This window comes from Sphaerisporangium dianthi (assembly GCF_042654065.1).
Lineage (GTDB): Bacteria > Actinomycetota > Actinomycetes > Streptosporangiales > Streptosporangiaceae > Sphaerisporangium > Sphaerisporangium dianthi.
Genome location: NZ_JBHSFP010000015.1, coordinates 101,821 through 123,090, shown reverse-complemented (window position 1 = coordinate 123,090; position 21,270 = coordinate 101,821). Strand labels below are relative to the sequence as shown.

Annotated in this window: 22 protein-coding genes; 10 read left to right on the top strand and 12 right to left on the bottom strand. The window is 73.3% G+C overall.

Going from position 1 to position 21,270, the window contains the following annotated elements; all coding sequences use genetic code 11:
• Window positions 1-37: 37 nt before the first annotated feature.
• The gene (locus tag ACFO60_RS21860; RefSeq protein ID WP_380842885.1) at window positions 38-655 is read right to left on the bottom strand and encodes a glycoside hydrolase family 25 protein; all 618 of its coding nucleotides are present in this window, start codon (window positions 653-655) and stop codon (window positions 38-40) included.
• A 147-nt stretch (window positions 656-802) separates the two neighbouring features.
• Between ACFO60_RS21860 and ACFO60_RS21855 the strand changes: the two genes are divergently transcribed.
• Window positions 803-1,069: a dsRBD fold-containing protein gene (locus ACFO60_RS21855; RefSeq protein ID WP_380842883.1), complete on the top strand. Its 267-nt coding sequence runs from the start codon at window positions 803-805 to the stop codon at window positions 1,067-1,069.
• Between the two features lie 154 nt (window positions 1,070-1,223).
• Window positions 1,224-1,865, top strand: a complete 642-nt coding sequence (locus ACFO60_RS21850) for a response regulator transcription factor (protein ID WP_380842881.1) — start codon at window positions 1,224-1,226, stop codon at window positions 1,863-1,865.
• Here the strand turns inward: ACFO60_RS21850 and ACFO60_RS21845 are convergent.
• The 5 genes from ACFO60_RS21845 to ACFO60_RS21825 all read right to left on the bottom strand — a co-directional run bounded on the left by ACFO60_RS21845 (window position 1,843) and on the right by ACFO60_RS21825 (window position 7,571).
• The gene (locus ACFO60_RS21845) at window positions 1,843-3,258 is read right to left on the bottom strand and encodes a GAF domain-containing protein (RefSeq protein ID WP_380842879.1); all 1,416 of its coding nucleotides are present in this window, start codon (window positions 3,256-3,258) and stop codon (window positions 1,843-1,845) included. The two genes, ACFO60_RS21850 and ACFO60_RS21845, sit on opposite strands and share 23 nt — an antisense overlap.
• Before the next feature lie 66 nt (window positions 3,259-3,324).
• Complete coding sequence (locus tag ACFO60_RS21840) at window positions 3,325-4,215, bottom strand: universal stress protein (protein WP_380842877.1); 891 nt, start codon at window positions 4,213-4,215, stop codon at window positions 3,325-3,327.
• Window positions 4,216-4,472: 257 nt separating this feature from the next.
• Entirely contained in the window at window positions 4,473-5,648 is a 1,176-nt protein-coding gene (locus ACFO60_RS21835; RefSeq protein WP_380842875.1) for a zinc-dependent alcohol dehydrogenase, read from the bottom strand.
• Window positions 5,645-6,118 carry a hypothetical protein gene (locus ACFO60_RS21830; RefSeq protein ID WP_380842873.1) on the bottom strand — a complete coding sequence of 158 codons (474 nt, stop codon included), beginning with the start codon at window positions 6,116-6,118 and terminating at the stop codon, window positions 5,645-5,647. Before ACFO60_RS21830 ends, ACFO60_RS21835 begins: the two co-directional genes overlap by 4 nt.
• Before the next feature lie 1,120 nt (window positions 6,119-7,238).
• Window positions 7,239-7,571: a histone-like nucleoid-structuring protein Lsr2 gene (locus ACFO60_RS21825; RefSeq protein ID WP_380842871.1), complete on the bottom strand. Its 333-nt coding sequence runs from the start codon at window positions 7,569-7,571 to the stop codon at window positions 7,239-7,241.
• 379 nt (window positions 7,572-7,950) lie between these two features.
• Between ACFO60_RS21825 and ACFO60_RS21820 the strand changes: the two genes are divergently transcribed.
• From ACFO60_RS21820 to ACFO60_RS21805, 4 genes are all read left to right on the top strand, one after another.
• Window positions 7,951-8,814 carry an NAD(+)/NADH kinase gene (locus ACFO60_RS21820; RefSeq protein WP_380842869.1) on the top strand — a complete coding sequence of 288 codons (864 nt, stop codon included), beginning with the start codon at window positions 7,951-7,953 and terminating at the stop codon, window positions 8,812-8,814.
• A gap of 74 nt (window positions 8,815-8,888) precedes the next feature.
• Window positions 8,889-9,308, top strand: a complete 420-nt coding sequence (locus ACFO60_RS21815; protein WP_380842867.1) for a fluoride efflux transporter FluC — start codon at window positions 8,889-8,891, stop codon at window positions 9,306-9,308.
• Window positions 9,305-9,658, top strand: a complete 354-nt coding sequence (locus ACFO60_RS21810) for a DUF190 domain-containing protein (protein WP_380842865.1) — start codon at window positions 9,305-9,307, stop codon at window positions 9,656-9,658. The genes ACFO60_RS21815 and ACFO60_RS21810 overlap by 4 nt, the downstream gene beginning before the upstream one ends.
• Window positions 9,655-10,017 carry a fluoride efflux transporter FluC gene (locus tag ACFO60_RS21805; protein WP_380842863.1) on the top strand — a complete coding sequence of 121 codons (363 nt, stop codon included), beginning with the start codon at window positions 9,655-9,657 and terminating at the stop codon, window positions 10,015-10,017. The genes ACFO60_RS21810 and ACFO60_RS21805 overlap by 4 nt, the downstream gene beginning before the upstream one ends.
• A gap of 15 nt (window positions 10,018-10,032) precedes the next feature.
• Here the strand turns inward: ACFO60_RS21805 and ACFO60_RS21800 are convergent, their stop codons facing one another.
• From ACFO60_RS21800 to ACFO60_RS21780, 5 genes are all read right to left on the bottom strand, one after another.
• Entirely contained in the window at window positions 10,033-11,007 is a 975-nt protein-coding gene (locus ACFO60_RS21800) for an alpha/beta hydrolase (protein WP_380842861.1), read from the bottom strand.
• Window positions 11,008-11,310: 303 nt separating this feature from the next.
• Window positions 11,311-12,150: a DUF3618 domain-containing protein gene (locus ACFO60_RS21795; protein WP_380842859.1), complete on the bottom strand. Its 840-nt coding sequence runs from the start codon at window positions 12,148-12,150 to the stop codon at window positions 11,311-11,313.
• Window positions 12,147-12,572, bottom strand: a complete 426-nt coding sequence (locus tag ACFO60_RS21790) for a phage holin family protein (protein WP_380842857.1) — start codon at window positions 12,570-12,572, stop codon at window positions 12,147-12,149. The genes ACFO60_RS21795 and ACFO60_RS21790 overlap by 4 nt, the downstream gene beginning before the upstream one ends.
• 49 nt (window positions 12,573-12,621) lie before the next feature.
• Window positions 12,622-13,623, bottom strand: a complete 1,002-nt coding sequence (locus ACFO60_RS21785) for a DNA topoisomerase IB (RefSeq protein ID WP_380842855.1) — start codon at window positions 13,621-13,623, stop codon at window positions 12,622-12,624.
• Window positions 13,624-13,744: 121 nt separating this feature from the next.
• Window positions 13,745-14,176 carry an SPW repeat protein gene (locus tag ACFO60_RS21780; protein WP_380842853.1) on the bottom strand — a complete coding sequence of 144 codons (432 nt, stop codon included), beginning with the start codon at window positions 14,174-14,176 and terminating at the stop codon, window positions 13,745-13,747.
• Window positions 14,177-14,670: 494 nt separating this feature from the next.
• Here ACFO60_RS21780 and ACFO60_RS21775 point away from each other — a divergent pair, with 494 nt between their 5' ends.
• The 4 genes from ACFO60_RS21775 to ACFO60_RS21760 are packed head-to-tail and all read left to right on the top strand — an operon-like array spanning window position 14,671 to window position 20,823.
• On the top strand, window positions 14,671-15,981 hold the full coding sequence (locus tag ACFO60_RS21775; protein WP_380842851.1) for a lysine N(6)-hydroxylase/L-ornithine N(5)-oxygenase family protein: 1,311 nt from the start codon (window positions 14,671-14,673) through the stop codon (window positions 15,979-15,981).
• Window positions 15,978-17,720, top strand: a complete 1,743-nt coding sequence (locus ACFO60_RS21770; RefSeq protein ID WP_380842849.1) for an ABC transporter ATP-binding protein — start codon at window positions 15,978-15,980, stop codon at window positions 17,718-17,720. Before ACFO60_RS21775 ends, ACFO60_RS21770 begins: the two co-directional genes overlap by 4 nt.
• Window positions 17,717-19,726 (top strand): ABC transporter ATP-binding protein, encoded by a 2,010-nt coding sequence (locus ACFO60_RS21765; protein WP_380842847.1) that lies wholly within the window; start codon window positions 17,717-17,719, stop codon window positions 19,724-19,726. The genes ACFO60_RS21770 and ACFO60_RS21765 overlap by 4 nt, the downstream gene beginning before the upstream one ends.
• Window positions 19,727-19,746: 20 nt before the next feature.
• On the top strand, window positions 19,747-20,823 hold the full coding sequence (locus tag ACFO60_RS21760; RefSeq protein ID WP_380842845.1) for an iron-siderophore ABC transporter substrate-binding protein: 1,077 nt from the start codon (window positions 19,747-19,749) through the stop codon (window positions 20,821-20,823).
• Between the two features lie 235 nt (window positions 20,824-21,058).
• On the opposite strand, the gene ACFO60_RS21755 is transcribed toward ACFO60_RS21760, so the two are convergent.
• The gene (locus ACFO60_RS21755; protein WP_380842843.1) at window positions 21,059-21,265 is read right to left on the bottom strand and encodes an MbtH family protein; all 207 of its coding nucleotides are present in this window, start codon (window positions 21,263-21,265) and stop codon (window positions 21,059-21,061) included.
• Between the last annotated feature and the right edge of the window lie 5 nt (window positions 21,266-21,270).

Genomic DNA, 21,270 nt, shown 5'->3' with positions numbered 1-21,270 from the left:
GATGCTACCGGGAAACCGCCTCGTCTTATCGCGCCGCCTACGCCTTGCTGCGGCGGTCCTCGACCGGCTGCGCCCCGAGCGCGGTGAGCTGGGCGCGGGTGCCCTTGAAGACGTTTCGGTCGATGGGGCCGTGCGCGTACTGGTGGATCGCCCAGCGGTCCCAGGGCGGCGGCACCGCCGGGTGGCCCTTGGGGTGGCTGGGCGCGGCGATCCACAGCGGATAGTCGTCGAGGCCCGCGCAGTAGCCCTTCTTCGCGAACGACAGGAAGGTGTAGACCAGCGGCCGCACGCCGGTGACCACGTTGACCACGTGGCACCAGCGCCGGGCGAACGCCGCCACCCGGTGGGGCGGCAGGTGCCCGGAGTGCTCCAGATCGAGGGCGATCAGGTCGCCGCGCCGCAGCCCGCCCGCCGCGTCGACCACGTCCAGGAAGTGGCGCACCTGGTCGTCGGGATCGCCCTTGGGGTGGGCGAAGTGGTAGGCGCCGCAGACCAGCCAGTTCTCGCGCATGGCCGCCCAGTTGCGCGCGAACCACTTGTCGGTGAAGCGCGTGCCCTCGGTCGCCTTGGCGAAGCCGAAGTCGACGCCGTCGCCGGCGTGGCCGGCCCAGTTGACGGCGCCCTGCCAGTTGGACACATCGATGCCGTGCAGCATGAAGCGTTCCCACACTCCCCCGAACTCGCCCCCGGGGGATTTTAGACAACGGCGCCGCCCCGGGGGTCGCCCGACACGCCCGGGGCGGCGTCCGGGCCCGCCGGGCGGTGAGAGATGGTGGAGGGAGGACACCGGAAGGAGGCCCCCATGCAGGTCAAGCAGTGGACCGTGGAGATCTACATAACCGAGGACGACGAGGACGACCGCACCGTCGCACGGGCCGTCCTGCTCAACCGCGCGGGCACGCTCCACGAGAGCGCCGGGTACGCCCGGCGCAATCCGATCGACCGGCCCGTCCCCGCGATCGGCGACGAGCTGGCCGCGGGACGGGCCCTCGCCGACCTGGCCGCCAAGCTGACCGAGGACGCCGCCGAGGACGTCGCCCAGATGGCCGGCCAGTCCAGGCGAGTGTGACCGCCCGCCCGCGGGGCGGCGGGGCGGCGGCCGCCGCCCCGAGGGGCGAACGTCGTGCCCTGTTCGAGGCCCGCGGCCGTGCTCCCGGCATCCGCCGGGGACCTGGGACCTTCGTCCCTTCCAGATCCGCGAGAACGGTCGTTAGGGTCGCCTTATGATTCGCGTGTTCCTTCTGGACGATCACGAGGTGGTCCGCCGCGGCGTGGCCGCCCTGCTGTCGTCCGAGGGCGACATGGAGATCGTCGGCGAGGCCGGCACGGCCGAGCAGGCCGTGGCGCGCATTCCCGCGCTCAAACCCGACGTCGCGGTGCTGGACGTGCGGCTGCCCGACGGCAACGGCGTCGAGGTGTGCCGCGAGGTCCGGTCCAGGACCCCCGGCCTGGCCTGCCTGATGCTGACCTCCTTCGCCGACGACGACGCCCTGTTCGACGCCGTCATGGCCGGCGCCGCCGGTTACGTGCTCAAGCAGATCCACGGGTCCGATCTGGTCGGCGCGGTGCGGACGGTGGCGGGCGGCCAGTCGCTGCTGGACCCTGAGACCACCGCGTCGATGCTGCGGCGCCTGCGCGACCAGGCCGTCAAGAAGAACCCGCTGGCGGCGCTCACCGGCCAGGAGCGCCACATCCTCGAGCTGATCGGCGAGGGGATGACCAACCGGCAGATCGGCGAACGCCTCTTCCTGGCGGAGAAGACCGTCAAGAACTACGTCTCCAACCTGCTGGCCAAGCTGGACATGCAGCGCCGCACGCAGGCGGCGGCGCTGGCGGCCCAGCTCAAGGCCGGCCACCGCGACTGACTCCGCCGCTCCCGGTCTCGGGGGCCCGCGGCGGACAGGCGTGGCGCCACGCCAGGCGGGCGCCCGGCGGGGCCATGCCCGGGGCGGGCGGGCTCTGGAGCGCGAAGATGGTCGAGCGGATCCGCCTGATGGTGCCGTCCAGCTCCTCGATGGCGTGCCGCACCCGGTCCGAGGCCTCGGGCCGGTCGACGAGCCGCACCGCGCCCATCAGCGTCATGGCCACTCCGAACAGCCGCTGGATGACGACGTCGTGCAGGTCCTTGGCGATGCGGTCGCGGTCCTCCAGCAGGAGCAGCCGCTCGGCGTCGGCGCGGGCCTCGGCCAGTTCCAGCGCCAGCGACGCCTGCCCCGCGAAGGAGTGCAGCATCCGCACGTGCGGCCGGCCGAAGGGAGGCCGGCCGGGGCGTTTGCCGAGCGACAGCACCCCGCGCACCGCTCCGGCGGCGCCCAGCGGCACCGCCACGGCCGGCCCGGCGCGCGAGCGCTCGCACACCAGGGCGGGGATCGGCGTCTTGGCCAGGTCGGCCACCACGACCGGCTCTCCGCCGCTGAACGCCCGGCCGGGCAGCGAGCCGGCGACCATGATCTCCGCCGGGCTGACGTGCTCGGCCGGCACTCCGTCGGCGACCGTGACGCGCAGGCGCTCACCGCCGGCGCAGGGCAGGAGCACCACCGCCACGTCGGCTCCGGTCATCTCGCGCGCCCGGCGGGCGACCAGCGCGAGCACCTCCCGCGAGCCGGCGCCCGACAGCAGCGTGGTGGTGACCTCGGAGGACGCCTGGAGCCAGATCTCGCGCCTGCGGGCCTCCTCGTACATGCGGGCGTTCTCGATGGCGACGCCGGCGGCCGCGGCGAGGGTGACGACCATGGCCTCGTCCTCCTCGCCGAAGTCGCCGCCGCCGCGCTTCTCGGTCAGGTAGAGGTTGCCGAAGACCTCCTCGCGCACCCGGATCGGCACGCCGAGGAAGCCGCCCATGGGCGGATGGCCGGGAGGGAAGCCGGAGGAATCGGGATGGCCGGCGATGCGGTGCAGCCGCAGGGTGCGGGGCTCCTTGATGAGCAGGCCGATCAGGCCCACCCCGTGCGGCCAGTGCTCGATGCGGGCGATCTCCTCCTCGGTCAGGCCCACCGGGATGAACTGCACCAGCGTGTTCTCCTCGCCGATCACGCCGAGCGCGCCGTAGGTGGCGCCCACCAGGGTGGTGGCCGACTCCACGATGCGGTGCAGGACGGTCTGCAGGTCGAGGTCGCCGCCGACCGAGACGACCGCGTCGAGCAGGGCGTGGACCCGGTACCGGGTGGCGAGCACGGTGTCCAGCCGGGCCCGCAGCTCCGACAGCACCTCGTCCAGCCGCATGTGCGGCATGAGCGACCGCGGTTGGACATCCGCCATAACGGGAGTGTCCCCACCGAACCACTCTCACGAATCCGGACCAAATGGGATATTCGGGATATTTGCCTAGTAATCGGAAACGGCCGGACCGGGCGCCTCCCGGGGACGGACGACCGCGACCGGGCAGCGGGCGTGCAGCAGCACCCCGTACCCGACCGACCCGCTGATGCCCGCCTCGGACGCGTCCCCGTGCCGGCTGGAACCGACGACCACCAGATCGGCCTCCCTGGAGGCGTCCGCCAGCATCGGGACCGGATGCCCGCGCACGGCACGGAGTCCGGCCTCGACGCCGGGGTACCTCCGCCGCCACATCTCAAGGCGCAGCCGCACCTCCCTCGTCACCTCCCCCATGGCCTCGGCCAGGCCGCCGGCGCAGGCGGTCGCGTACGGCGAGAACGGCGGCGTGCGCCAGGCGTACAGCACGCGCACGCGCGCCTCCCGCAGTGAGGCCTGCCTCAGGGCGTAGTCCATGGCGGCCTCCGACACCGCGGACCCGTCGTAGCCGACGACGATCTCACCGTGGCGGACCGCCGGCGAACGACGGACCACGACCACCGGCGCGGCGGCGTGCCAGGCGACCGAACGGCCGACCGAGCCGAGCACGACCCCGGCGAAGCCGCCGAGCCCCCGGCTGCCGAGGATCAGCTCGTCGGCGTCCTCGGCCTCGGTGCGCAGCCTCTCGGCGGCGGCGCCGGTGACCACGGCCGTGCTCACCTCCAGGCCGGGCGCGTAGCCGCGCACCCATTCGACGGTGGCCGCGAGCACCGCCCGCCAGTACGCCGGCAGGGCGTCGCGGAACCATGGCGCCGCCCTGTAGGGGTAGTCCGGCGTCCACGGCTCGCGGACGTGCACGATGCGGAGCCGCGCTCCCCTGCGTACCGCGTCGTCGGCCGCCCACTCCACCGCGGCCGCGGCCGACGAGGAGCCGTCGACGCCGACGACGATCTGTCCGCTCATACCGCACCTCCCTCGGACCTCCACCATCACATGGCGAAGCGGCGCGGTGTCGCGCGCCCTCCCCGCAGGACGGCGGTGGGCGGCTCATGAGGCCCGGCGGGGCACGCCGATCACGTCGCCGGTCGTGAAGCCGAGCCGGTCGCCGGCCTCGACGACGCCGTCGGCCGCGTGCGCGCCCGCTCGGGCCCGGCCGTGCGGCCGGTGCGCCCGGGCGAGGCGGCCCGCCCCGGCGCACCGGCCCGTCCGAGGCGGGCCGGTTAGGCCCAGGGCCGGAAGACCGCGCGCACGCAGCCGTCCTTCTTGTTCTTGAACATGTCGTAGCCCCGCGGCGCCTGCTCCAGGGGCATCGTGTGCGTCGCCATGTGCGCCGTGCGCAGTTCTCCCTTGCGCACCAGGTCGAGCAGCTTCGGTATGTAGCGCTGCCCGTGCTGCTGTGCCCCCCTGACGGTCAGCCCCTTGTTCATCATCGCGCCGAGCGGGAACTTGTCGACCAGCCCGGCGAAGACGCCCAGCACGAAGACCGATCCGCCCTTGCGGCAGGCGTAGATGGCCTCGCGCACCGCGGCCGGGCGGTCGAGCTGCAGGCCCATCCGCTGCTTGGCCCTGTCGTACAGGCGCTGCGGCCCGGTGCTGTGCGCCTCCAGCCCGACCGCCTCGATGCAGACGTCCGGCCCCCGGCCGCCCGAGCGCTCCTTGAGCTCGGCCACCACGTCGGTGCGGGTGTAGTCGAGCGTCTCGGCTCCCACGTGGCGCTCGGTCATCATCATGCGCTCGGGGTAGCGGTCGATGGCGATCACGCGCTCGGCGCCGAGGAGCATCGCCGCGCGCGCCGCCATCTGGCCCACCCCGCCGCACCCCCACACCGCGACCACGTCGCCGGGCTTGACCCCGCCGAGGTCGGCGCCCATCCAGCCGGTCGGCGCCGCGTCCGAGCAGAACAGCGCGTCCATGTCGCTCACCCCGTCGGGCACGGAGAAGGCGCCGAAGTCCGCGAACGGGACCCGCACGTACTGCGCGTGGCTGCCCCTGTAGCCGCCCGTGATGTGGGAGTAGCCGTAGATGCCGCTGATCGTCTGCCCGTAGATCATGTCGGTGAACGCCGGCTCGGTGTTGGAGTTGTCGCACGCGGACCACATGTCGTTCTCGCAGTACCAGCAGCGTCCGCAGCCGATGATCGAGGCCACGACCACGCGGTCGCCGATCTTGTGCCTGCGCACCTCCGTGCCGACCTCGACGATCTCGCCGAGGAACTCGTGCCCGATGACGTCGCCCGCCCTCATGGCCGGGATGTAGCCTCCCAGCAGGTGCAGGTCGGATCCGCAGGTCGTGGTGAGGTCGACCTTGACGATGGCGTCCTGGGCGTTGACGATCCGCGGATCGGGGACGCGCTCCACCGACAGATCGTTCACACCCTGCCAGCACAGTGCCCTCACAGCCGTCCCTCCCCGCCCGCGCGCTGCGCCGCGAGATCCAGTATCCGACCGGCGGGAGTGTGCCGCGTGGTCGCCGGCGCCTCCGGCCGCAGCACCTCCCCGGTCTCGATCATGCACTTGGACTCCCTCAGAGCCCTTCGCACCGCCTGACGCGGGTCTTCGCCGCCGAGGCGGGCGAGCACCTCCGTGACGCCCGTGGGCGTCGACGCCAGCGGGCGGGCGCCGAGTTCGGTGCCGCGCCCGCCGGGTGCCTCGCGGATCCGCACCTCGATGGTGTCGCCCAGCCGTGCCAACGGCTCGGGGAGCCGCCCTTCGGCCACCACTTCCTCCGGACGGCGGTTGACCGTGACCATCAGCCAGCGGCCCGCCGCCTGGTGCGCCCTTGCCTTGGTACGGCGCGACGAGAGCCACCGCATCACGCCCAGGCCGATGCCCCCAAGCGACATCGCCCCCAGAACAGCATGTTTCATTGCCCTCTCCCCCTTGATGGACAACTGCTCGATGGCTACCCGTTCCGACCCGGGGCTACGTCAATGCCCTGGTCACTTGAGGAGGAGTTGACGCCGCACTGATCGCGTCGTGGCCACCACAGGCCGCGTGATGCCCTCGTCCGGCCCTGGCGGCCGCGGCCCCCCGGGCGCGGGGGGCATGCTCCTATGACTTATAGGAGTGGAAAGGTGCGACATACCGCCATACGCAGGACCACACGGCCGCAAAGGTACGGGAGGGCATTCGCGTGCGCGGCGGGCGGTCAATAGACCCGTGGGGCGACATTGCGTTATCGCACTGGCGTGTAACACGGCGGATTGGGCAGGGGCCGTGACGGCGAATGTCCGGAAGCGGACAGCCGGGCCTCCTCGCCACGCCGGGTCCGATTGACCGGACCAGGGAAATGCCGGGACAATCTCTCGCCCGCCGCGGTCATTCCATTACGGGGCCGCGAGGTCAGGGCGGGTTCGGCGCCGGCCCTCGCCGGACCGGTTCGGCGGCCTCCGGCGGGCGGGCGCGCACGAGAGGGCCGAGGCGGAAGCGCTATCACAAGATGGTGACCGGGGTAAGGCCGGCGCGTCAAGCGTCATGCGCCGGCCGGATGAGTTCGGATTGGCATGGGTGCCGGCACCGGCATACCCGGCCGTCACGGGGGCGCCAAGGCGCGGGAGCGCTTGTTGTGCGGTGATCGACGTCCTCTGGCATCCGTTAAGCGCGGAAAGCCGCCCTGCCGGCGGCGTGCGGCCTGCCCTGATTTCCGGGAACTCCTCCAGAGCCGGGCGGCGGCACGGGTAACACGTAACGACGGTAAGGAATAGTGCTCATAGTGACAAAATCGCTGAAGTCAGCACTACTCTCTGGCGAATGACGGCCCGCGGCCGCGCGGAGCAGCCGGCCCCGCGGACGCGCATGGACGCTGGATAGCCGCAGGTCAGCCCCACCGTCCATGGACGGCGGAGGTCGGGCGGGGCCGTCCTCCCCACTCGGACGGCCTCGGCCCGCTGCGAGCACGGCGGCCGCAAAAGCGGTCCCCGTGCGGTGATCCAGACGCCGGATCACACGCTCGCCGGGCGACTAAACCGGGCGGTACGGGTTAATCATTCACTGAGCCGCTTCGTACTGTGCCACGATGTGCGAGGCGATGCGGCCCCGCTCGCTGACGTTCAGGCCATGCGCCTTGGCCCATGCGCGGATCTCGGAGCTTTTGTCGCGAGAGGGACGCTGGGAGCCGCCACGCTTGCGCCCCCTCGCGGGGGCGCTCTCGGCCCGGCGAGCGCTGGAGACGAAAGGCGAAAGAGCCTCGCGGAGATTCCTGGCGTTTTTGTCGTTCAGATCGATCTCGTAGCTGGTGCCGTCAATCGCGAAGACCACGGTCTCTTTTGCTTCGCCGCCTTCCAGGTCGTCGATGAGAAGCGTCTGGATCTGTGTCGCCATCTTCCACTCCTTTCACAGGGCTTAGTTCAACACCTCAAGAATATACCCGATTTCCGCGGCCTCCCACGCGCGGAACAGGGCTGCGCATTGGCCGCCTCTTGGCTAAGTTAGCGAGGTTTCGGCGCGACCGCCGTTTATCCGCGCCGACCAGCGCGTCACCTGCGCCGAACGGTGGTCCGTCGACGACCAAACTGGTGTCAGCACCACTTAAATAGGCGATCGCGGATGGTGTCGACTACACAATCGATGTGACGGCCGCCTTCTCGCCGCACAACGCGCCGGTCTCGTTCACCCGGCGCGTTTTCTCGGACCGGCGGCCCGCGCACGGACGCGGGACACCGGCGTCCGGCGGTCCGCGGGTCCCCGTACAGTTGCGCGCATGGGCATGGTCAAGACCGTAGGGCTGGTGCTGCACCCTCAGCGTGACTCCAAGGAGGCCATCGACACGATCGTCGAGTGGGCCCGCACCAGAGCCGTCACCGTACTCGGCCTGCCGGAGGAGGTCGACCGCATCGACTGCAGCGCCGTGCGCGTGGACGCCGCGACCCTGGCCGAACGCGCCGACCTGCTGGTGAGCCTGGGCGGCGACGGCACGATGCTGCGCACCATGCGGCTGGCCTCCGGGCGCTCCACCCCCGTCCTCGGCGTCAACCTCGGCAAGCTCGGCTTCCTCGCCGAGATCGACGTCGACGAGCTGCCGCCCGCGCTCTCGGCCATCGACGACCACCGTTTCACCGTCGAGCCCCGCATGGCGGTGCGCGCCCACATGCCGGACGGCGAGGTGATCACCGCCTTCAACGACATCGCGCTGGTGCGCATCCCCGGCGAAGGGCTGTCGGCGGTGTCGATCTCGGTGGCCGGCCACCCTTTCGTCCGCTACGCCTCCGACGCGGTCATCGTGGCCACGGCCACCGGTTCGACCGCCTACAACTTCTCGGCCGGCGGCCCGCTGGTCTCCCCGCTGGTCGAAGGGTTCCTCGTGGTCCCGGCGGCGGCCCACTCGTCGTTCAACCGGGCCCTTGTGCTGTCGGCCGACGAGGAGGTCATGCTGGAGCTGCTGCCGAGCAGCGGGCAGCTCGCCGTCGAGGTGGACGGCTCGGTCGGCGGGCACCTGGCGCCGGGCGACCGGCTCACCGTGACGGCCGTGCGCTCCGCCGGCCGCGTGGTCCGGCTCGGCACCACCACCTTCTACGAGCGGGCCCGGCGCAAGCTGCGGGTCAGCGGCAGCGCCGAGGTCGACTGACGCCCCGGCGTCCCGCGCGCCACCTCGGCGACCCGGCGACCGGTCCGTCCGGCGCCCGCCGATAAGGTCGGTTCATGAAAGCGTCGCCGGCTCCGTGGGCCACGCTCGGCGTGATCTCCGCGGGCGGGGTGGCCGGCACCCTGGCCCGATACGGGATCGGCGCGGCCTTCCCGCACCCGCCGGGCGGCTTCCCGTGGGCGACCTTCGCCATCAACGTCACCGGCTGCCTGCTGATCGGGGTCCTGATGACCACGATCAGCGAGGCCGGCCAGGTGCACCGGCTGCTGCGCCCCTTCCTCGGCGTCGGGGTACTCGGCGGGTACACCACCTTCTCCGGGTACATCGTGGACATCGGCGGCGCGGCCGCCGCCGGCGCGCCCGGCGTCGCGCTCGCCTACCTGGCCGGGACGGTGCTGTGCGCCGTGCCCGCGGTGTACGCCGGAGCCGTGCTCACGCGCGCGGCGCTGCGCCTGATCCGCACGAGGCGGTCATGATGAAGATCGAGGGTCCCGCCGTCCGGTTGTCGATCTTCGTCGGTGAGTCCGACCAGTGGCGCCATCGGCCGCTGTACCACGAGATCGTGCGCCGCGCCCGCGAGGCTGGGCTGGCCGGGGCCAGCGTCGTCCGCGGCATCGAGGGCTTCGGGGCCGCCTCGCGCATCCACACCTCCCGCATCCTGTCGCTGTCCGAGGACCTCCCCGTCGTGATCGTCATCGTGGACGCGGAGGAGCCGATCCGTGCCTTCCTCCCCCAGCTCGACGAGCTGGTCACCGAGGGGCTGGTGGTGCTGGACCCGGTCGAGGTGATCCGCTACGGCGCCCCGCGCGGTGAGGCCGCACCGTGAACGTGCTGCTCGTGGCCGCGGGCGCGGCGCTGGGCGCGCCGCTGCGCTACCTGACCGACCGCGCCGTGCAGGGCATGCACGACGCGGCCTTCCCCTTCGGGACGTTCGTCGTGAACGTCGCCGGGTCGGCGCTGCTGGGCTTCCTCGTCGCGCTGCCCGCGGGCGACGGGGCGATGGCCTTTCTCGGCAGCGGGTTCTGCGGCGCGCTGAGCACGTACTCGACCTTCGGCTACGAGACGCTCCGCCTGATCCAGAACGGCGCCCGGCTGCTCGCCGCCGTCAACGTCGCCGCCGGCGTCGCGGCCGGGCTCGCCGCCGCCGGCTGCGGCGCCCTGCTGGCCCGCCTGGTCACCGGCTGACCGGCGGGCGCGCGGTCAGCGGCTGAGCGCGCGGCGCAGGGCCGCCGCCCGTTCCGCGGTGGCCCTGCGGCTGAGTTCGGCCCCCGGCACCAGGGCGTCGAAGCCGTGGAACGCGCCAGGGTACAGGTGGAACTCGGTGGACACCTCCGCCTGGACGAGCCGCCGGGCGTAGTCGGCGCACTCGTCGCGGAAGACCTCCAGCTCGCCGACGTCGATGTAGGCGGGCGGCAGCCCGGTCAGGTCGGCGGCCCTGGCGGGTGCGGCGTACGGCGGGACGCCCTCGGCGCCGGCCGCGTCCCCGAGCAGCATCCGCCATCCGAAGGCGTTGGCGGCGCGGTTCCACGCCACCGCCTCCTCGAACCGCGCGGCAGAGGGGGTGGCGTCCCGGTCGTCGAGCATGGGCGACAGCAGCAGCTGGAAGGCGACGGCCGGGGTGCCGCGGTCGCGGGCCAGCAGGACGGTGCCCGCGGCCAGCCCACCTCCCGCGCTCCCGCCGCCGACGGCGATGCGGCACGGGTCGACGCCGAGTTCGCCGGCGTTCTTCGCCGTCCACACCAGGCCGGCGTAGCAGTCCTCGACGGGAGCCGGGTGCGGGTGCTCGGGGGCCAGGCGGTAGTCCACCGACACGGCCACGCAGCCCACCTCCCGCACCAGGCCGGCCACCCGGGCGTCGTCCATCTCCACCAGGCCGAGGATCATCCCGCCGCCGTGGATCCAGTACAGGCACGGCAGCGGCTGCGGGCCGCGGCGCTCGGCCGGGCGGTAGATCCGGACCCTGAGGTCGGGCGCGCCGTCGGGGCCCGGCACCCACCGGTCCTCCGTCGTCACGCCGGGCCCGGTGAGCGGCGGCATGTCCGCGAACGCGCCGGCCATCCGCCGGCGCAGCTCCGGCAGGTCTCCCGGCGACATCCGGGCGAAGTCCACCGGCGGGATGAAGGCGTGCTCCAGCCCCGCGGCCAGCTCGGGGTCCATGTTGGGATGCGGCGGCATGCGGTTCACCTCGTGCGGTCTGCCGCGACGGGCACGGCGGAGCGGCTGGGCTCCGCGGCGGCTGGCGGCGGGGCGGGCGGGTGCCGGGCGGCACACCTTCGAGCATCCACCCGCCCCGCCGCCGTCCACCACTGCGACATGCCGCCCATGACCCGCTGTTTCCCAGCAGATCGCCCGCCCGAGAGCCCGCATGACGAGGCGTCACCGGACGCTGCCCGGCCGCGCCGGCCCGGCGAGCGTCACCGGACGGTCCCCGGCCGCGCCGGCCCGGCGGTCGTCGCGGGGCCGGGGCGGCGCGCGGGGTCAGCCGTGGCGGGACATCATGCGGTCGCGGGCCCGCCGGGCCGCGTGCCAGGCCTCGTGGGAGGTGCTCGGACGGGTGCGCCGCTGGACCAAGGCGAGCAGGCCCGCTCCGGCCACGGTGGCGGCGCCCGCCGCGATGATCGCGCCGGGGTGGCGTCTGGCCTGGGCCGACATCTCCTCCGCCATGCTCCTGAGCCGCTCGGGCACCGGCTCGCGGGCCGTGACCGGGCCGAGGCCCAGCCCTGTGTCCATCTCGGAGTCCGTGCTCGCGGGCGGCGCGCCGGCGCGCGTGTGGGAGGTGACGCCGCGCAGGCGGTCGGCCATCTCGGCGGCCTTCTCCTTGGCGGCGGCCTTGGTGCCGGCGACCTTCCGCCTGGCGACGGCCTTGGTGTCGGCCATCTTCTGCTGCGCCCTGGACTTCACGTCGACCTTGTGCGCGAGCGCCTCCACCGTGCGGCCGAGCTCTTCGCGGGTGTGCACGATGTCGTCGCGCAGCCGGTCGGCCTCGGAGACGCGGGTGCCTCCGCGATCGCCGTTCGGCGAGTCGTGGCCGGGCCCGGTGGCGGCCTGGTGGAGCCCACCGGGCGTCCGGCCGGGCTCTTCGGGCGTCCGGCCCTGCTCCGCGGCGGCCCTTTCCGGCGGCTCGGACAGTCCGGCGAGCGGGTCTCCCCTGCCGTGGCTGACCACGGGCTTCACGTACGGCTTGGGAGGCGCGTGGACCTCCGGCACGTTCAGCGACGGGCCGGCGGACTCGGGCGTGGCGGTGCCGGGTTCCTGCCTGTGCAGGCCCACCTCGCCCGCGGTGGGGCGCTGGGCTGCGCCGATCGGGTCTTCGGTCATCGGTGTGCACTCTCCTTCACGGCGTCGACATCTGCCTTGATGCTGCGGATGGCCTCCTCGGGCAGGGGTGGGGTGGCGCCGGCGACCTGCCGCTTGCCGACCAGCCCGAGCACCGCGGCGGCGATCAGCAGCGCCACCCCGACGATGAGGGCGGCGATCCACGGCGCGAGCACCTGGGCCAGCAGCAGGATCAGCGCGGCGACCAGGGCGCCACCTCCGTACAGGGCGACCACTCCGGCGCCGCCGAACAGCCCGGCGCCCAGGCCGGCCCTGCGGCCCTTCCTGGTGAGCTCGATGGTGGCCAGCCTGATCTCGTCACGCACCAGCCGGGAGACGTCCTCGGACAGGTTCTTGACCAGGTCGGCGGTCGAGAGGGTGGCGTACGGCTTGGTGGCGGGCGGGCCGTCCCTGAGGTCGGTCATGGCGTTCCCTTTCCTTTCCCCGGCGCCGGCGGGCGGCGGCCGGGAGCGGCTATGAACGGCGGAGCAAGGTGATCACCGCGCGTTCGACGCCGCCGTGCGTGGCGAGTTGCCCGAAGCCGGCGTCGGCGCCGAGTTCGACGAGCGCCCGTTCGATCGTGCGGCCCCTGTCGTAGGCGTCGACCACGCGAGGGTCGACGTAGGAGGCCCGGGCGACGGCCGGGGTGTTGCCGAGGTAGTCGGCCACCTCGTTCATCACGCGGCTCACGGCGCGCTTCCTGCCGGTCCGGTTACGGGCCCTGGCGGAGACCGCGAGGCCCACCGCCGCCAGCACGGTGGCGTGCCAGGTGCGGAAGTCCTTGGCCGTCACCTCGAAGTCCATGGTCTCCCGCAGGTAGGCGTTGATGTCCTCGCTGCGCACGTCCACCCAGACCGATCCTTCCTGGTAGCGGAGCAGCTCACCGTCCTCGCCGTCGCGGTGGAGCGCGGAGACGACCTCGCACACCTCGGCGTCGATGAGCCGCACCTCTCGCGGCTTGCCGCCCTTGGCCGGGTACGCGCAGGTCACCATGCCGCCGGCGCAGGACACGTGCTCGGTGCGCAGCGTCGCGAGCCCGTAGGACTCATAGGACTCGCCGCCGACGCGGAAGAAGCCGATGTCGAGCATGCGGGCCGCGGCGGCGAGCACGCGGTCGCGCGTGAGGCCGCGCTTCCCGAGGTCCTTGCCGACGCGCTCGCGGAAGGCCGGCAGCCGCCGCGCCATCTCGCACACGCGGTCGAACTTGGCACGGTCCTGCTCCTCCCGCCAGACGTCGTGGTACCGGTACTGCCGCCGGCCCGCCGTGTCGGTGCCGACGGCCTGGATGTGGCCGTCGGCGTCCCGGCAGATCCACACCTCCCGCCACGCCGGAGGAATGGCGAGGGCGGTGATCCTGGCCAGGATGCGGCGGTTCTTGACGGGCCGGCCGTCCGGCCAGTGATAGCTGAACCCTCGCCCCCGGCGCCTGCGGCGAATGCCCGGTTCGAGGGGATTGCTCTGTCGCAGCTCCACCATGACCCCATACCCGTGCCGAGCGCGGCAAACGGCCGGGTGAACCGTCGCGGCGCCGGGCCGCCGGCCGGGGGCGCGCAGCGGGTGTGGCGGGCGGACCCGCCACACCCTGCCGGCCGCTCCTCTACTGCCGCATGGGCATCGGCATCTTGCGGCTCCCCACCGCCATGGCGCCGAGGCCGAGCAGCAGGATGACGATGCCGGTGATGACGTTGTTCCAGATCGACCCGGTCGTATGCGACCGGATGATCCACGGGGACACGATCGTCCAGACCCCGAGGATCGGCGCGATCCATGTCAGCCCGTACGTCCGGCCGAACGCCGACGCGAACCCCAGGGCGAGGGCGGCCAGGGCCAGCCCGGTGACCATATTGCTCACCGACAGCCGGGACAGGCCGTTGAACCCCACCACCCATGGAGATATCGCGAGGTAGAGCCCAGCCAGAAGCGTCAGCCCGTCTATCATCTGTGCCGCCGTGCTGGAGCTCGCCCGCTCGTACTTGGCCCGCATGGCCACGATGTCGGGGTGTGCTTCCAGGCCGGTCGGTCTAGTCATGACCTCACCGCCTCCCGTTTTTCTTCGCGGAACGGATCAATTTCGGCCATACCCGTAAAAGAGACGGCGGTCACGGTGACCTGGGCAAATAATTCCAATCGTCATGACTGATCATCAGATTGAGCGCCATAGCGGCCATTTTCGCCGGGGCCCTCGGGCCGTCCATGGGCTCCATGACCCCGAGTGGTCCGCGCGCCGCCCGAGACCGGACGCCGGCCACCCCACCGGTTCCGCCGCGGACCCGGCCGCGGCTTGACAGCCATGAGCGCGGGATGGTTACTTAGGCATGCCTTACCTTATTTAGGTTAGCTATACCTAACCATTACTTCCATCCTACGACGCCCGGAGGCCGCATGCCGGCGCACGGCACCACCGGCCACGACGGGAATCCCCCGGCCCCCTCGGATCGGCCCGGCCCGAAGATCCCCCGTCCGGCCCCTCCCGGCATCGCCCCCATCGCACGAAGGACCAGACCGCATGAAGGAGCGGACGCCGTGACCCGCGTCTACGATCTGGCCGGCATCGGCTTCGGCCCGTCCAACCTCGCCCTCGCCATCGCCCTCGGCGAGCGCGGGGACAGCCCCCTGGACGCCGTCTTCCTGGAGAAGCAGCAGGCGTTCGGCTGGCACCGTGACATGCTCATCGACGGCGCCACGATGCAGGTGTCCTTCCTGAAGGACCTGGTCAGCATGCGCAACCCGGTCAGCCGCCACAGCTTCGTCAACTACCTGCACGCCAAGGGCCGGCTGGCCGACTTCATCAACCTCAAGACCATCTACCCGACCCGGCTGGAGTTCCACGACTACCTGTCGTGGGCGGCCGCCGACTTCGACGACCAGGTGCGGTACGGCGCCGAGGTCGTCACCGTGCGGCCGGTCGAGGACGCGGACGGCCGCGTCGGGCTGCTCGACGTCGTCGTCCAGAGCGGCGGGCCGGACGGCGAGCTCGCGACCTACCGCGCCCGCAACCTGGTCGTCGCGGCCGGCCTGCGGCCCACGCTGCCGGACGGGGTCGTGACCGACGGCCGGGTGTGGCACAGCCAGGAGCTTCTCACCCGCCTGGCCGGCCTGCCCGCCGCGCCGCGCCGGTTCGTCGTCGTGGGCGCCGGGCAGAGCGGCGCCGAGGTCACCGAACACCTGCACCGCAAATACCCCGGCGCCGAGATATGCGCGGTCTTCGCCCGGTACGGGTACAGCCCGGCCGACGACAGCCCCTTCGCCAACCGCATCTTCGACCCGGCCGCCGTGGACGACTTCTACGCCGCCCCCGAGCAGGTGAAGCGGATGCTGCTCGACTACCACGGCAACACCAACTACGCCGTCGTCGACCTCGACCTGCTGCGGGAGCTGTACCGGCGAGTGTACGAGGAGCGGGCGGCCGGGACCGAGCGTCTGCGCGTCCTCAACATGTCCCGGGTGACCGGGCTGAGCGACGAGGGCACGCACGTGGACGTGACCGTGCGGTCCCTCGCGAACGGCGAGACGGAGCGGCTGCGGGCGGACGCCGTGGTCTACGCCACCGGATACCGGCCGGTCGACCCGCTGGACCTGCTCGGCGCGGCCGGCGGGTACTGCCGGCGCGACGAGCGCGGCGCCCTGCGGGTGGGCCGCGACCACCGCGTCGAGACCACCGGCGACATGGACTGCGGCATCTACCTGCAGGGCGCGACCGAGCACACCCACGGCATCACCTCCACGCTGCTGTCGACCACCGCCGTACGGGCCGGGGAGATCCTCGGCTCGATCCTCGGCACGGCGGGACGCCCGTCCGTGCCCTCCGCCGCCTCCCTGAAGGGCGCCGGGTGAGCGGCCCCGACGCCGGCGGCGGTTCCGCGGGAGCGCGGAGCGGCGCGCCGGGGCGAGCGGTCCTCCTTCGCACCCTCCGGGGGCAGCGGCGCGACGTCGCGCTCGGTTCGGCGCTCGGAGCCGCGCACCAGGCCGGGGAGGCGCTGGTCCCGGTCCTGATCGGCGTCGTGATCGACCAGGCCGTCGCCGAGGGCGACGCGGGGGCGCTGCTGCTCTGGCTCGCGGTGCTCGCCGTCGTCTACGTGGGACTGTCGTTCAGCTTCCGCTTCGGCGCCCGCGCCGGGGAACGAGCCGCCGAACAGGGCGCGCACACCCTGCGCGTCGAGCTCGTGCGCCGCGTGCTCGACCCCGGCGGCGGTGCGGAGAACGGGAGGCTGCCGGGCGCCCTGGCCTCCATCGCGACCGAGGACGCCAAGCGCGTCGGCGCCGTCGCCATGGCCCTGATGATCGGGATCTCGGCGCTGACGGGGCTGCTGGTCGGCGCCGTCGTGCTGCTGCGGATCTCGGTGCCGCTCGGCCTGATGGTCCTGATCGGGACGCCCGTGCTGCTGTGGCTCGGGCACCTGCTCAGCAAGCCCCTGGAGCGCCGCAGCGAGGCCGAGCAGGAGCGTGCCGCGCACGCTTCGGGTGTCGCCACCGACCTGGTGGCCGGGCTTCGCGTGCTCAAGGGCATCGGCGCGGAGTCCGCGGCCGTCGCCCGCTACCGGCGCACCAGCCGCGACTCTCTGGTGGCCACGCTGCGGGCGGCTCGTGCGGAGGCGCTGCAGAGCGGCATGGTGCTCGCCCTGACGGGGTGCTTCATCGCCGTCGTCGCGCTCGTCGGCGGGCGGCTCGCCGTCCAGGGTGACATCAGCCTGGGCCAGCTCGTCTCCGCGGTCGGTCTCGCGCTGTTCCTGCTGGGGCCGCTGGAGGTGTTCTCCTTCGTCAACGCCGACCTCGCCCAGGGCCGGGCCTCGGCGGCGCGCATCGCCGGGGTCCTGGCCGCGCCGCCGGAGGTGACCTCCGGCGGCGCGCGGCTGCCGCGCCCCGTGCGGGGCGCGGTTCGGCTGCGCGGCGTCGGCCACGGCGGGCTCCGCGAGGTGGACCTGGACGTCGCCCCCGGCGAGATGCTCGGCGTGGCCGCGACCGACCCGGCGGACGCGGCGGCGCTCCTGCGCTGTCTCGGCCGCCAGGCCGACCCCGAGGCCGGGATGGTCGAGCTGGACGGCGTGCCGCTGCGCGAGCTGGACCCGGCCGACATCCGCATGGCGGTGCTGGTCGCCGGGCACGACGCCGACCTGTTCGAAGGCACCCTGCACGACAACGTCGGCCCCGGCGCCACCGCGCCCGGCGGCGACGGTTCCGGCCGGATCGCCCGCGCGATGGCGGCGGCCGGCGCCGACGAGATCGTCCGGGCGCTGCCGCTCGGCGGTGAGACGCCGGTGAGCGAGCACGGACGCTCGCTGTCGGGCGGGCAGCGCCAGCGCGTGGCCCTCGCCCGGGCTCTGGCGGCCGACCGTCCCGTACTGGTGGTCCACGACCCGACCACCGCGGTGGACGCCGTCACCGAGGCGCGCGTCGCCGCCGGCGTCCGCGAGTTCCGGCGCGGCCGCACGACGATCCTGGTCACCACCAGTCCCGCGCTGCTCGCGGTGACCGACCGGGTGGTCCTGCTGCACGACGGCCGGGTCGCCGACACCGCCCCGCACGCCGAGCTGGTGCGGCGTCAGGCCGCCTACCGGACGGCGGTGCTGGCATGACCGGCACGGCGGCGGGCCCCGCCGAGGATCACCGCGCGCCTGTACCGACCGCGCCCGGCGCCGCGCCGGAGGAGGGACGGGTGCTGCTGCCCACGGCGAGCGCGGCTCGGACCTGGGCCGCCGCGAGGGAACTGCTGAGGCCGCACCGGGGACTGGCGCTCGGCGGGTTCTCGGTGATGGTCGCCGCCACGGCCGCCGGCCTGCTCACCCCGCCGCTGCTTGGGCACATCGTCGACCTCGTCGCCGGCCGGCGTCCCGCGGAGACCCTCACCCTGCCCGCGGCGCTGCTGGTGCTGGTCGCGATCACCCAGGGGGCCGGCACCGCGCTCGGGCTGTCCCTGATATCCCGGCTCGGGGAGACCGTGCTCGCCCGGCTGCGCGAGCGGTTCGTCGAACGCGCCCTGCGCCTGCCCCTCGCGCAGGTGGAGCGCGCCGGGTCCGGCGACCTCACCTCCCGGGTCACCGGCGACGTCTCGCAGGTCGCCGAGGCGATGCGGAACGCCCTTCCCGAACTGGCCCGCTCGCTGCTGGCCATCGTGCTCACCCTCGGGGCGCTCGCCGTGCTCGACTGGCGGTTCCTGCTCGCGGCGCTGCTGGCGGTGCCGATCCAGGCGCACACCGCACGCTGGTACGTGCGCAACGCCGTGCCGCTGTACGCCCGCCAGCGCGTCGCCGACGGAGCCCAGCGGCAGCAGCTCCTGGACAGCATCGGCGGCGCCTCCACCGTGCGCGCGTTCCGGCTGGAGGCCGAACACGCCGAGCGGGTGACCCGGCGGTCGTGGTCGGCGGTGGAGCTGACCATGCGCGGGGTACGGCTGGTGCTGCGCTTCTACAGCCGCCTGCACCTGGCGGAGTACACCGGCCTGGCCGCGGTCCTGGTCGTCGGCTTCCTCCTGGTGCGCGGCGGCGCCGCCTCCATCGGCGCCGCGACCGCCGCGGCGCTGTACTTCCACAGCCTGTTCTCGCCGGTCAACTCCGCGCTGGTCCTGGCCGACGACGCCCAGTCGGCCGCCGCGAGCCTCGCCCGGCTGGTCGGCGTCGCCGGCGGACCGGCGGCGGAAGACCCGGGGACCCCGGGGACCCCGGAGACCCCGGAGACCCCGGCGAGCCCGGCGAGCCCGGCGAGCCCGGCGAGCCCGGCGAGCCCGGAGACCCCGGTGAGCCCGGCGAGCCAGGTGAGCCCCGAGGACCCGGCGGAGCCGGGCGGGCGGCGCGACCGGTCACCGGCCGCCGAGGACCCGGCGGACGCCGTGGTGGTCGTGAGCGGGGCCGGGTACGCGTACGAGGCCGGACGGCCCGTGCTGCACGCCGTGGACCTCGTCATCCGCCGCGGCGAGCGTGTCGCGCTGGTCGGCGCCAGCGGAGCGGGCAAGACCACGCTCGCCAAGCTCATCGCCGGCGTCCACCATCCGACCACCGGTTCGGTACGGCTGGCCGTCCCCGAGCGGGACCGGCCGGGCCCGGCGGTGGCACTGGTCACCCAGGAGGTGCACGTCTTCGCCGGACCGCTCGCCGACGACCTGCGGCTGGCCCGGCCGCAGGCCTCCGACGGCGACCTGCGCGAGGCCCTGGCCCGCGTCGATGCCCTGACCTGGGTCGAAACGCTGCCAGAGGGCCTTTTGACGGTCGTCGGCGAAGGCGGTCACCGCCTCACCGCCACGCAGACCCAGCAGCTGGCCCTGGCCAGGCTGGTCCTCGCCGACCCGCCGGTGGCCGTACTCGACGAGGCGACGGCCGAGGCGGGCAGCGCCGGGGCCCGCGCTCTGGAGCAGGCCGCCGGGCGGGCGATCGAGGGCCGCACCGCCCTGGTGGTGGCCCACCGTCTCACCCAGGCCGCGGCCGCCGACCGCGTCGTCGTCATGGACGGCGGCCGGGTCGTGGAGAGCGGCGGCCACGACGAACTGCGCACCGCCGGAGGACCCTACGCCGCGCTCTGGGAATCCTGGTCGGACGCCCGTTCCGGCGCCCCGCAAAGCCCCCCCACGCACAACGCACCAACCGTCTGACGAAAGTCGAAGGAAACTCGATGTCCCGTTCCACCAGAGGCACCCGGATCGCCGTGGTGCTCGCCTCCGTCCTGCTGCTCTGCGGCGCCCTCGCCGCCTGCGGCTCCGGATCCGGCAGCGGCAGCGGATCCGCCGGATCCGCCGGTCCCGCCTCCGGCGCTCCGGGCGGCGGCGCCTTCCCGGTGACCATCGAGCACAAGTACGGCAGCACCGCCATTCCCGCCGCCCCGAAGCGGATCGTCACGGTCGGCCTGACCGACCAGGACTCCGTGCTGGCCCTCGGCACGGTGCCCGTCGGCACCACCGAGTGGCTGGGCGGCTACAAGGGCGCCATCGGCCCCTGGGCCGCGGGCAGGCTGGGCGCCGGCGCCGTCCCGGCCGTGCTGAAGGACACCGGCACAGGACCGCAGGTGGAGAAGATCGCCTCGCTGGCTCCCGACCTGATCCTCGCCCTGTACTCGGGGCTGACGAAGGACCAGTACGAGACCCTGGCGAAGATCGCCCCTGTGGTGGCCCAGCCCAAGGAGTACGCCGACTACGGCGTCCCGTGGCAGCGGCAGACCGAGATCATCGGCAGGGCGCTGGGCAAGGAGACCGAGGCGAAGAAGCTCGTCGGGGACGTCGAGGCCGAGTTCACGGCCGCGAAGAAGGAGCACCCGGAGTTCGCCGGCGCCACCGCCGTGATCGCCACCCCCTACGAGGGGATCTTCGTGTATGGACCTCAGGACAACCGCTCGCGCATCCTGAGCTCGCTGGGCTTCTCGCTGCCGCCCGGCCTGGACAAGGCCGTCGGCGATGAGTTCGGCGCCAACATCAGCAAGGAGCGCACCGACCTGCTGGACACCGGCGCGATCGTGTGGATCGTCGCCGACCCGGCGGCGGACGCGGCCAAGCTGCACAAGGACAAGCTGTACAGCGACCTGAAGGTGGTCCAGCAGGGCCGCGAGATCTTCGTCAGGGAGACCGGCGACTACGGCAACGCCTTCTCGTTCGTCTCGGTGCTGAGCCTGCCGTACACGCTCGAACGGCTGGCGCCGCAGCTCGCGGCGGCCGTCGACGGCTCCCCCGCCACCAAGGTGACCGAGCCGGCCTCCTGACCCACCTCCGCGGACAGGGCACCGACCGACGAGAGGGGCCGGGCCGCGAATCGCTTCGCGGCCCGGCCCCTCTCGCGTGCGCGCCGCCTCTCACGTGCGCTTCTCGGTACGCGCTTCTCGGTACGCGCTTCTGAGTACGCGCCTCTCGGTACGCGCCTTGCTCCTCGCCCGCGTGCCCGCCCTCTCGCGTGCGGCGGCCGCACCCGGCTTCTTGCCGGGTGCGGCCGCGGCGGGGTCAGCCGTCCTGGTCCACGAGGCTCTTCGGGCGCATGTCGGTCCAGTTGGCCTCGATGTAGGCGAGGCACTCCTGCCGGGCGGCGGGTCCGTGGACGGCCGTCCACCCGGCGGGGACCTCGGCGAAGTCCGGCCACAGGCTGTGCTGGCCCTCGGCGTTGACCAGCACCGAGTAGACGCCGTCGGGGTTCTCGAAGGGGTTGCTCATCTCGG

Excerpts from the sequence above, each read along its gene's own strand:
- ACFO60_RS21765 (WP_380842847.1), top strand. The coding sequence starts at position 17,717 with ATGACCGGCACGGCGGCGGGCCCCGCCGAGGATCACCGCGCGCCTGTA.
- ACFO60_RS21820 (WP_380842869.1), top strand. The coding sequence starts at position 7,951 with ATGGGCATGGTCAAGACCGTAGGGCTGGTGCTGCACCCTCAGCGTGAC.
- ACFO60_RS21800 (WP_380842861.1), bottom strand. The coding sequence starts at position 11,007 with ATGCCGCCGCATCCCAACATGGACCCCGAGCTGGCCGCGGGGCTGGAG.
- ACFO60_RS21860 (WP_380842885.1), bottom strand. The coding sequence starts at position 655 with ATGCTGCACGGCATCGATGTGTCCAACTGGCAGGGCGCCGTCAACTGG.
- ACFO60_RS21760 (WP_380842845.1), top strand. The coding sequence starts at position 19,747 with ATGTCCCGTTCCACCAGAGGCACCCGGATCGCCGTGGTGCTCGCCTCC.
- ACFO60_RS21780 (WP_380842853.1), bottom strand. The coding sequence starts at position 14,176 with ATGACTAGACCGACCGGCCTGGAAGCACACCCCGACATCGTGGCCATG.
- ACFO60_RS21785 (WP_380842855.1), bottom strand. The coding sequence starts at position 13,623 with ATGGTGGAGCTGCGACAGAGCAATCCCCTCGAACCGGGCATTCGCCGC.
- ACFO60_RS21845 (WP_380842879.1), bottom strand. The coding sequence starts at position 3,258 with ATGGCGGATGTCCAACCGCGGTCGCTCATGCCGCACATGCGGCTGGAC.
- ACFO60_RS21830 (WP_380842873.1), bottom strand. The coding sequence starts at position 6,118 with ATGAAACATGCTGTTCTGGGGGCGATGTCGCTTGGGGGCATCGGCCTG.
- ACFO60_RS21795 (WP_380842859.1), bottom strand. The coding sequence starts at position 12,150 with ATGACCGAAGACCCGATCGGCGCAGCCCAGCGCCCCACCGCGGGCGAG.
- ACFO60_RS21825 (WP_380842871.1), bottom strand. The coding sequence starts at position 7,571 with ATGGCGACACAGATCCAGACGCTTCTCATCGACGACCTGGAAGGCGGC.
- ACFO60_RS21815 (WP_380842867.1), top strand. The coding sequence starts at position 8,889 with ATGAAAGCGTCGCCGGCTCCGTGGGCCACGCTCGGCGTGATCTCCGCG.
- ACFO60_RS21755 (WP_380842843.1), bottom strand. The coding sequence starts at position 21,265 with ATGAGCAACCCCTTCGAGAACCCCGACGGCGTCTACTCGGTGCTGGTC.
- ACFO60_RS21850 (WP_380842881.1), top strand. The coding sequence starts at position 1,224 with ATGATTCGCGTGTTCCTTCTGGACGATCACGAGGTGGTCCGCCGCGGC.
- ACFO60_RS21810 (WP_380842865.1), top strand. The coding sequence starts at position 9,305 with ATGATGAAGATCGAGGGTCCCGCCGTCCGGTTGTCGATCTTCGTCGGT.
- ACFO60_RS21855 (WP_380842883.1), top strand. The coding sequence starts at position 803 with ATGCAGGTCAAGCAGTGGACCGTGGAGATCTACATAACCGAGGACGAC.
- ACFO60_RS21840 (WP_380842877.1), bottom strand. The coding sequence starts at position 4,215 with ATGAGCGGACAGATCGTCGTCGGCGTCGACGGCTCCTCGTCGGCCGCG.
- ACFO60_RS21790 (WP_380842857.1), bottom strand. The coding sequence starts at position 12,572 with ATGACCGACCTCAGGGACGGCCCGCCCGCCACCAAGCCGTACGCCACC.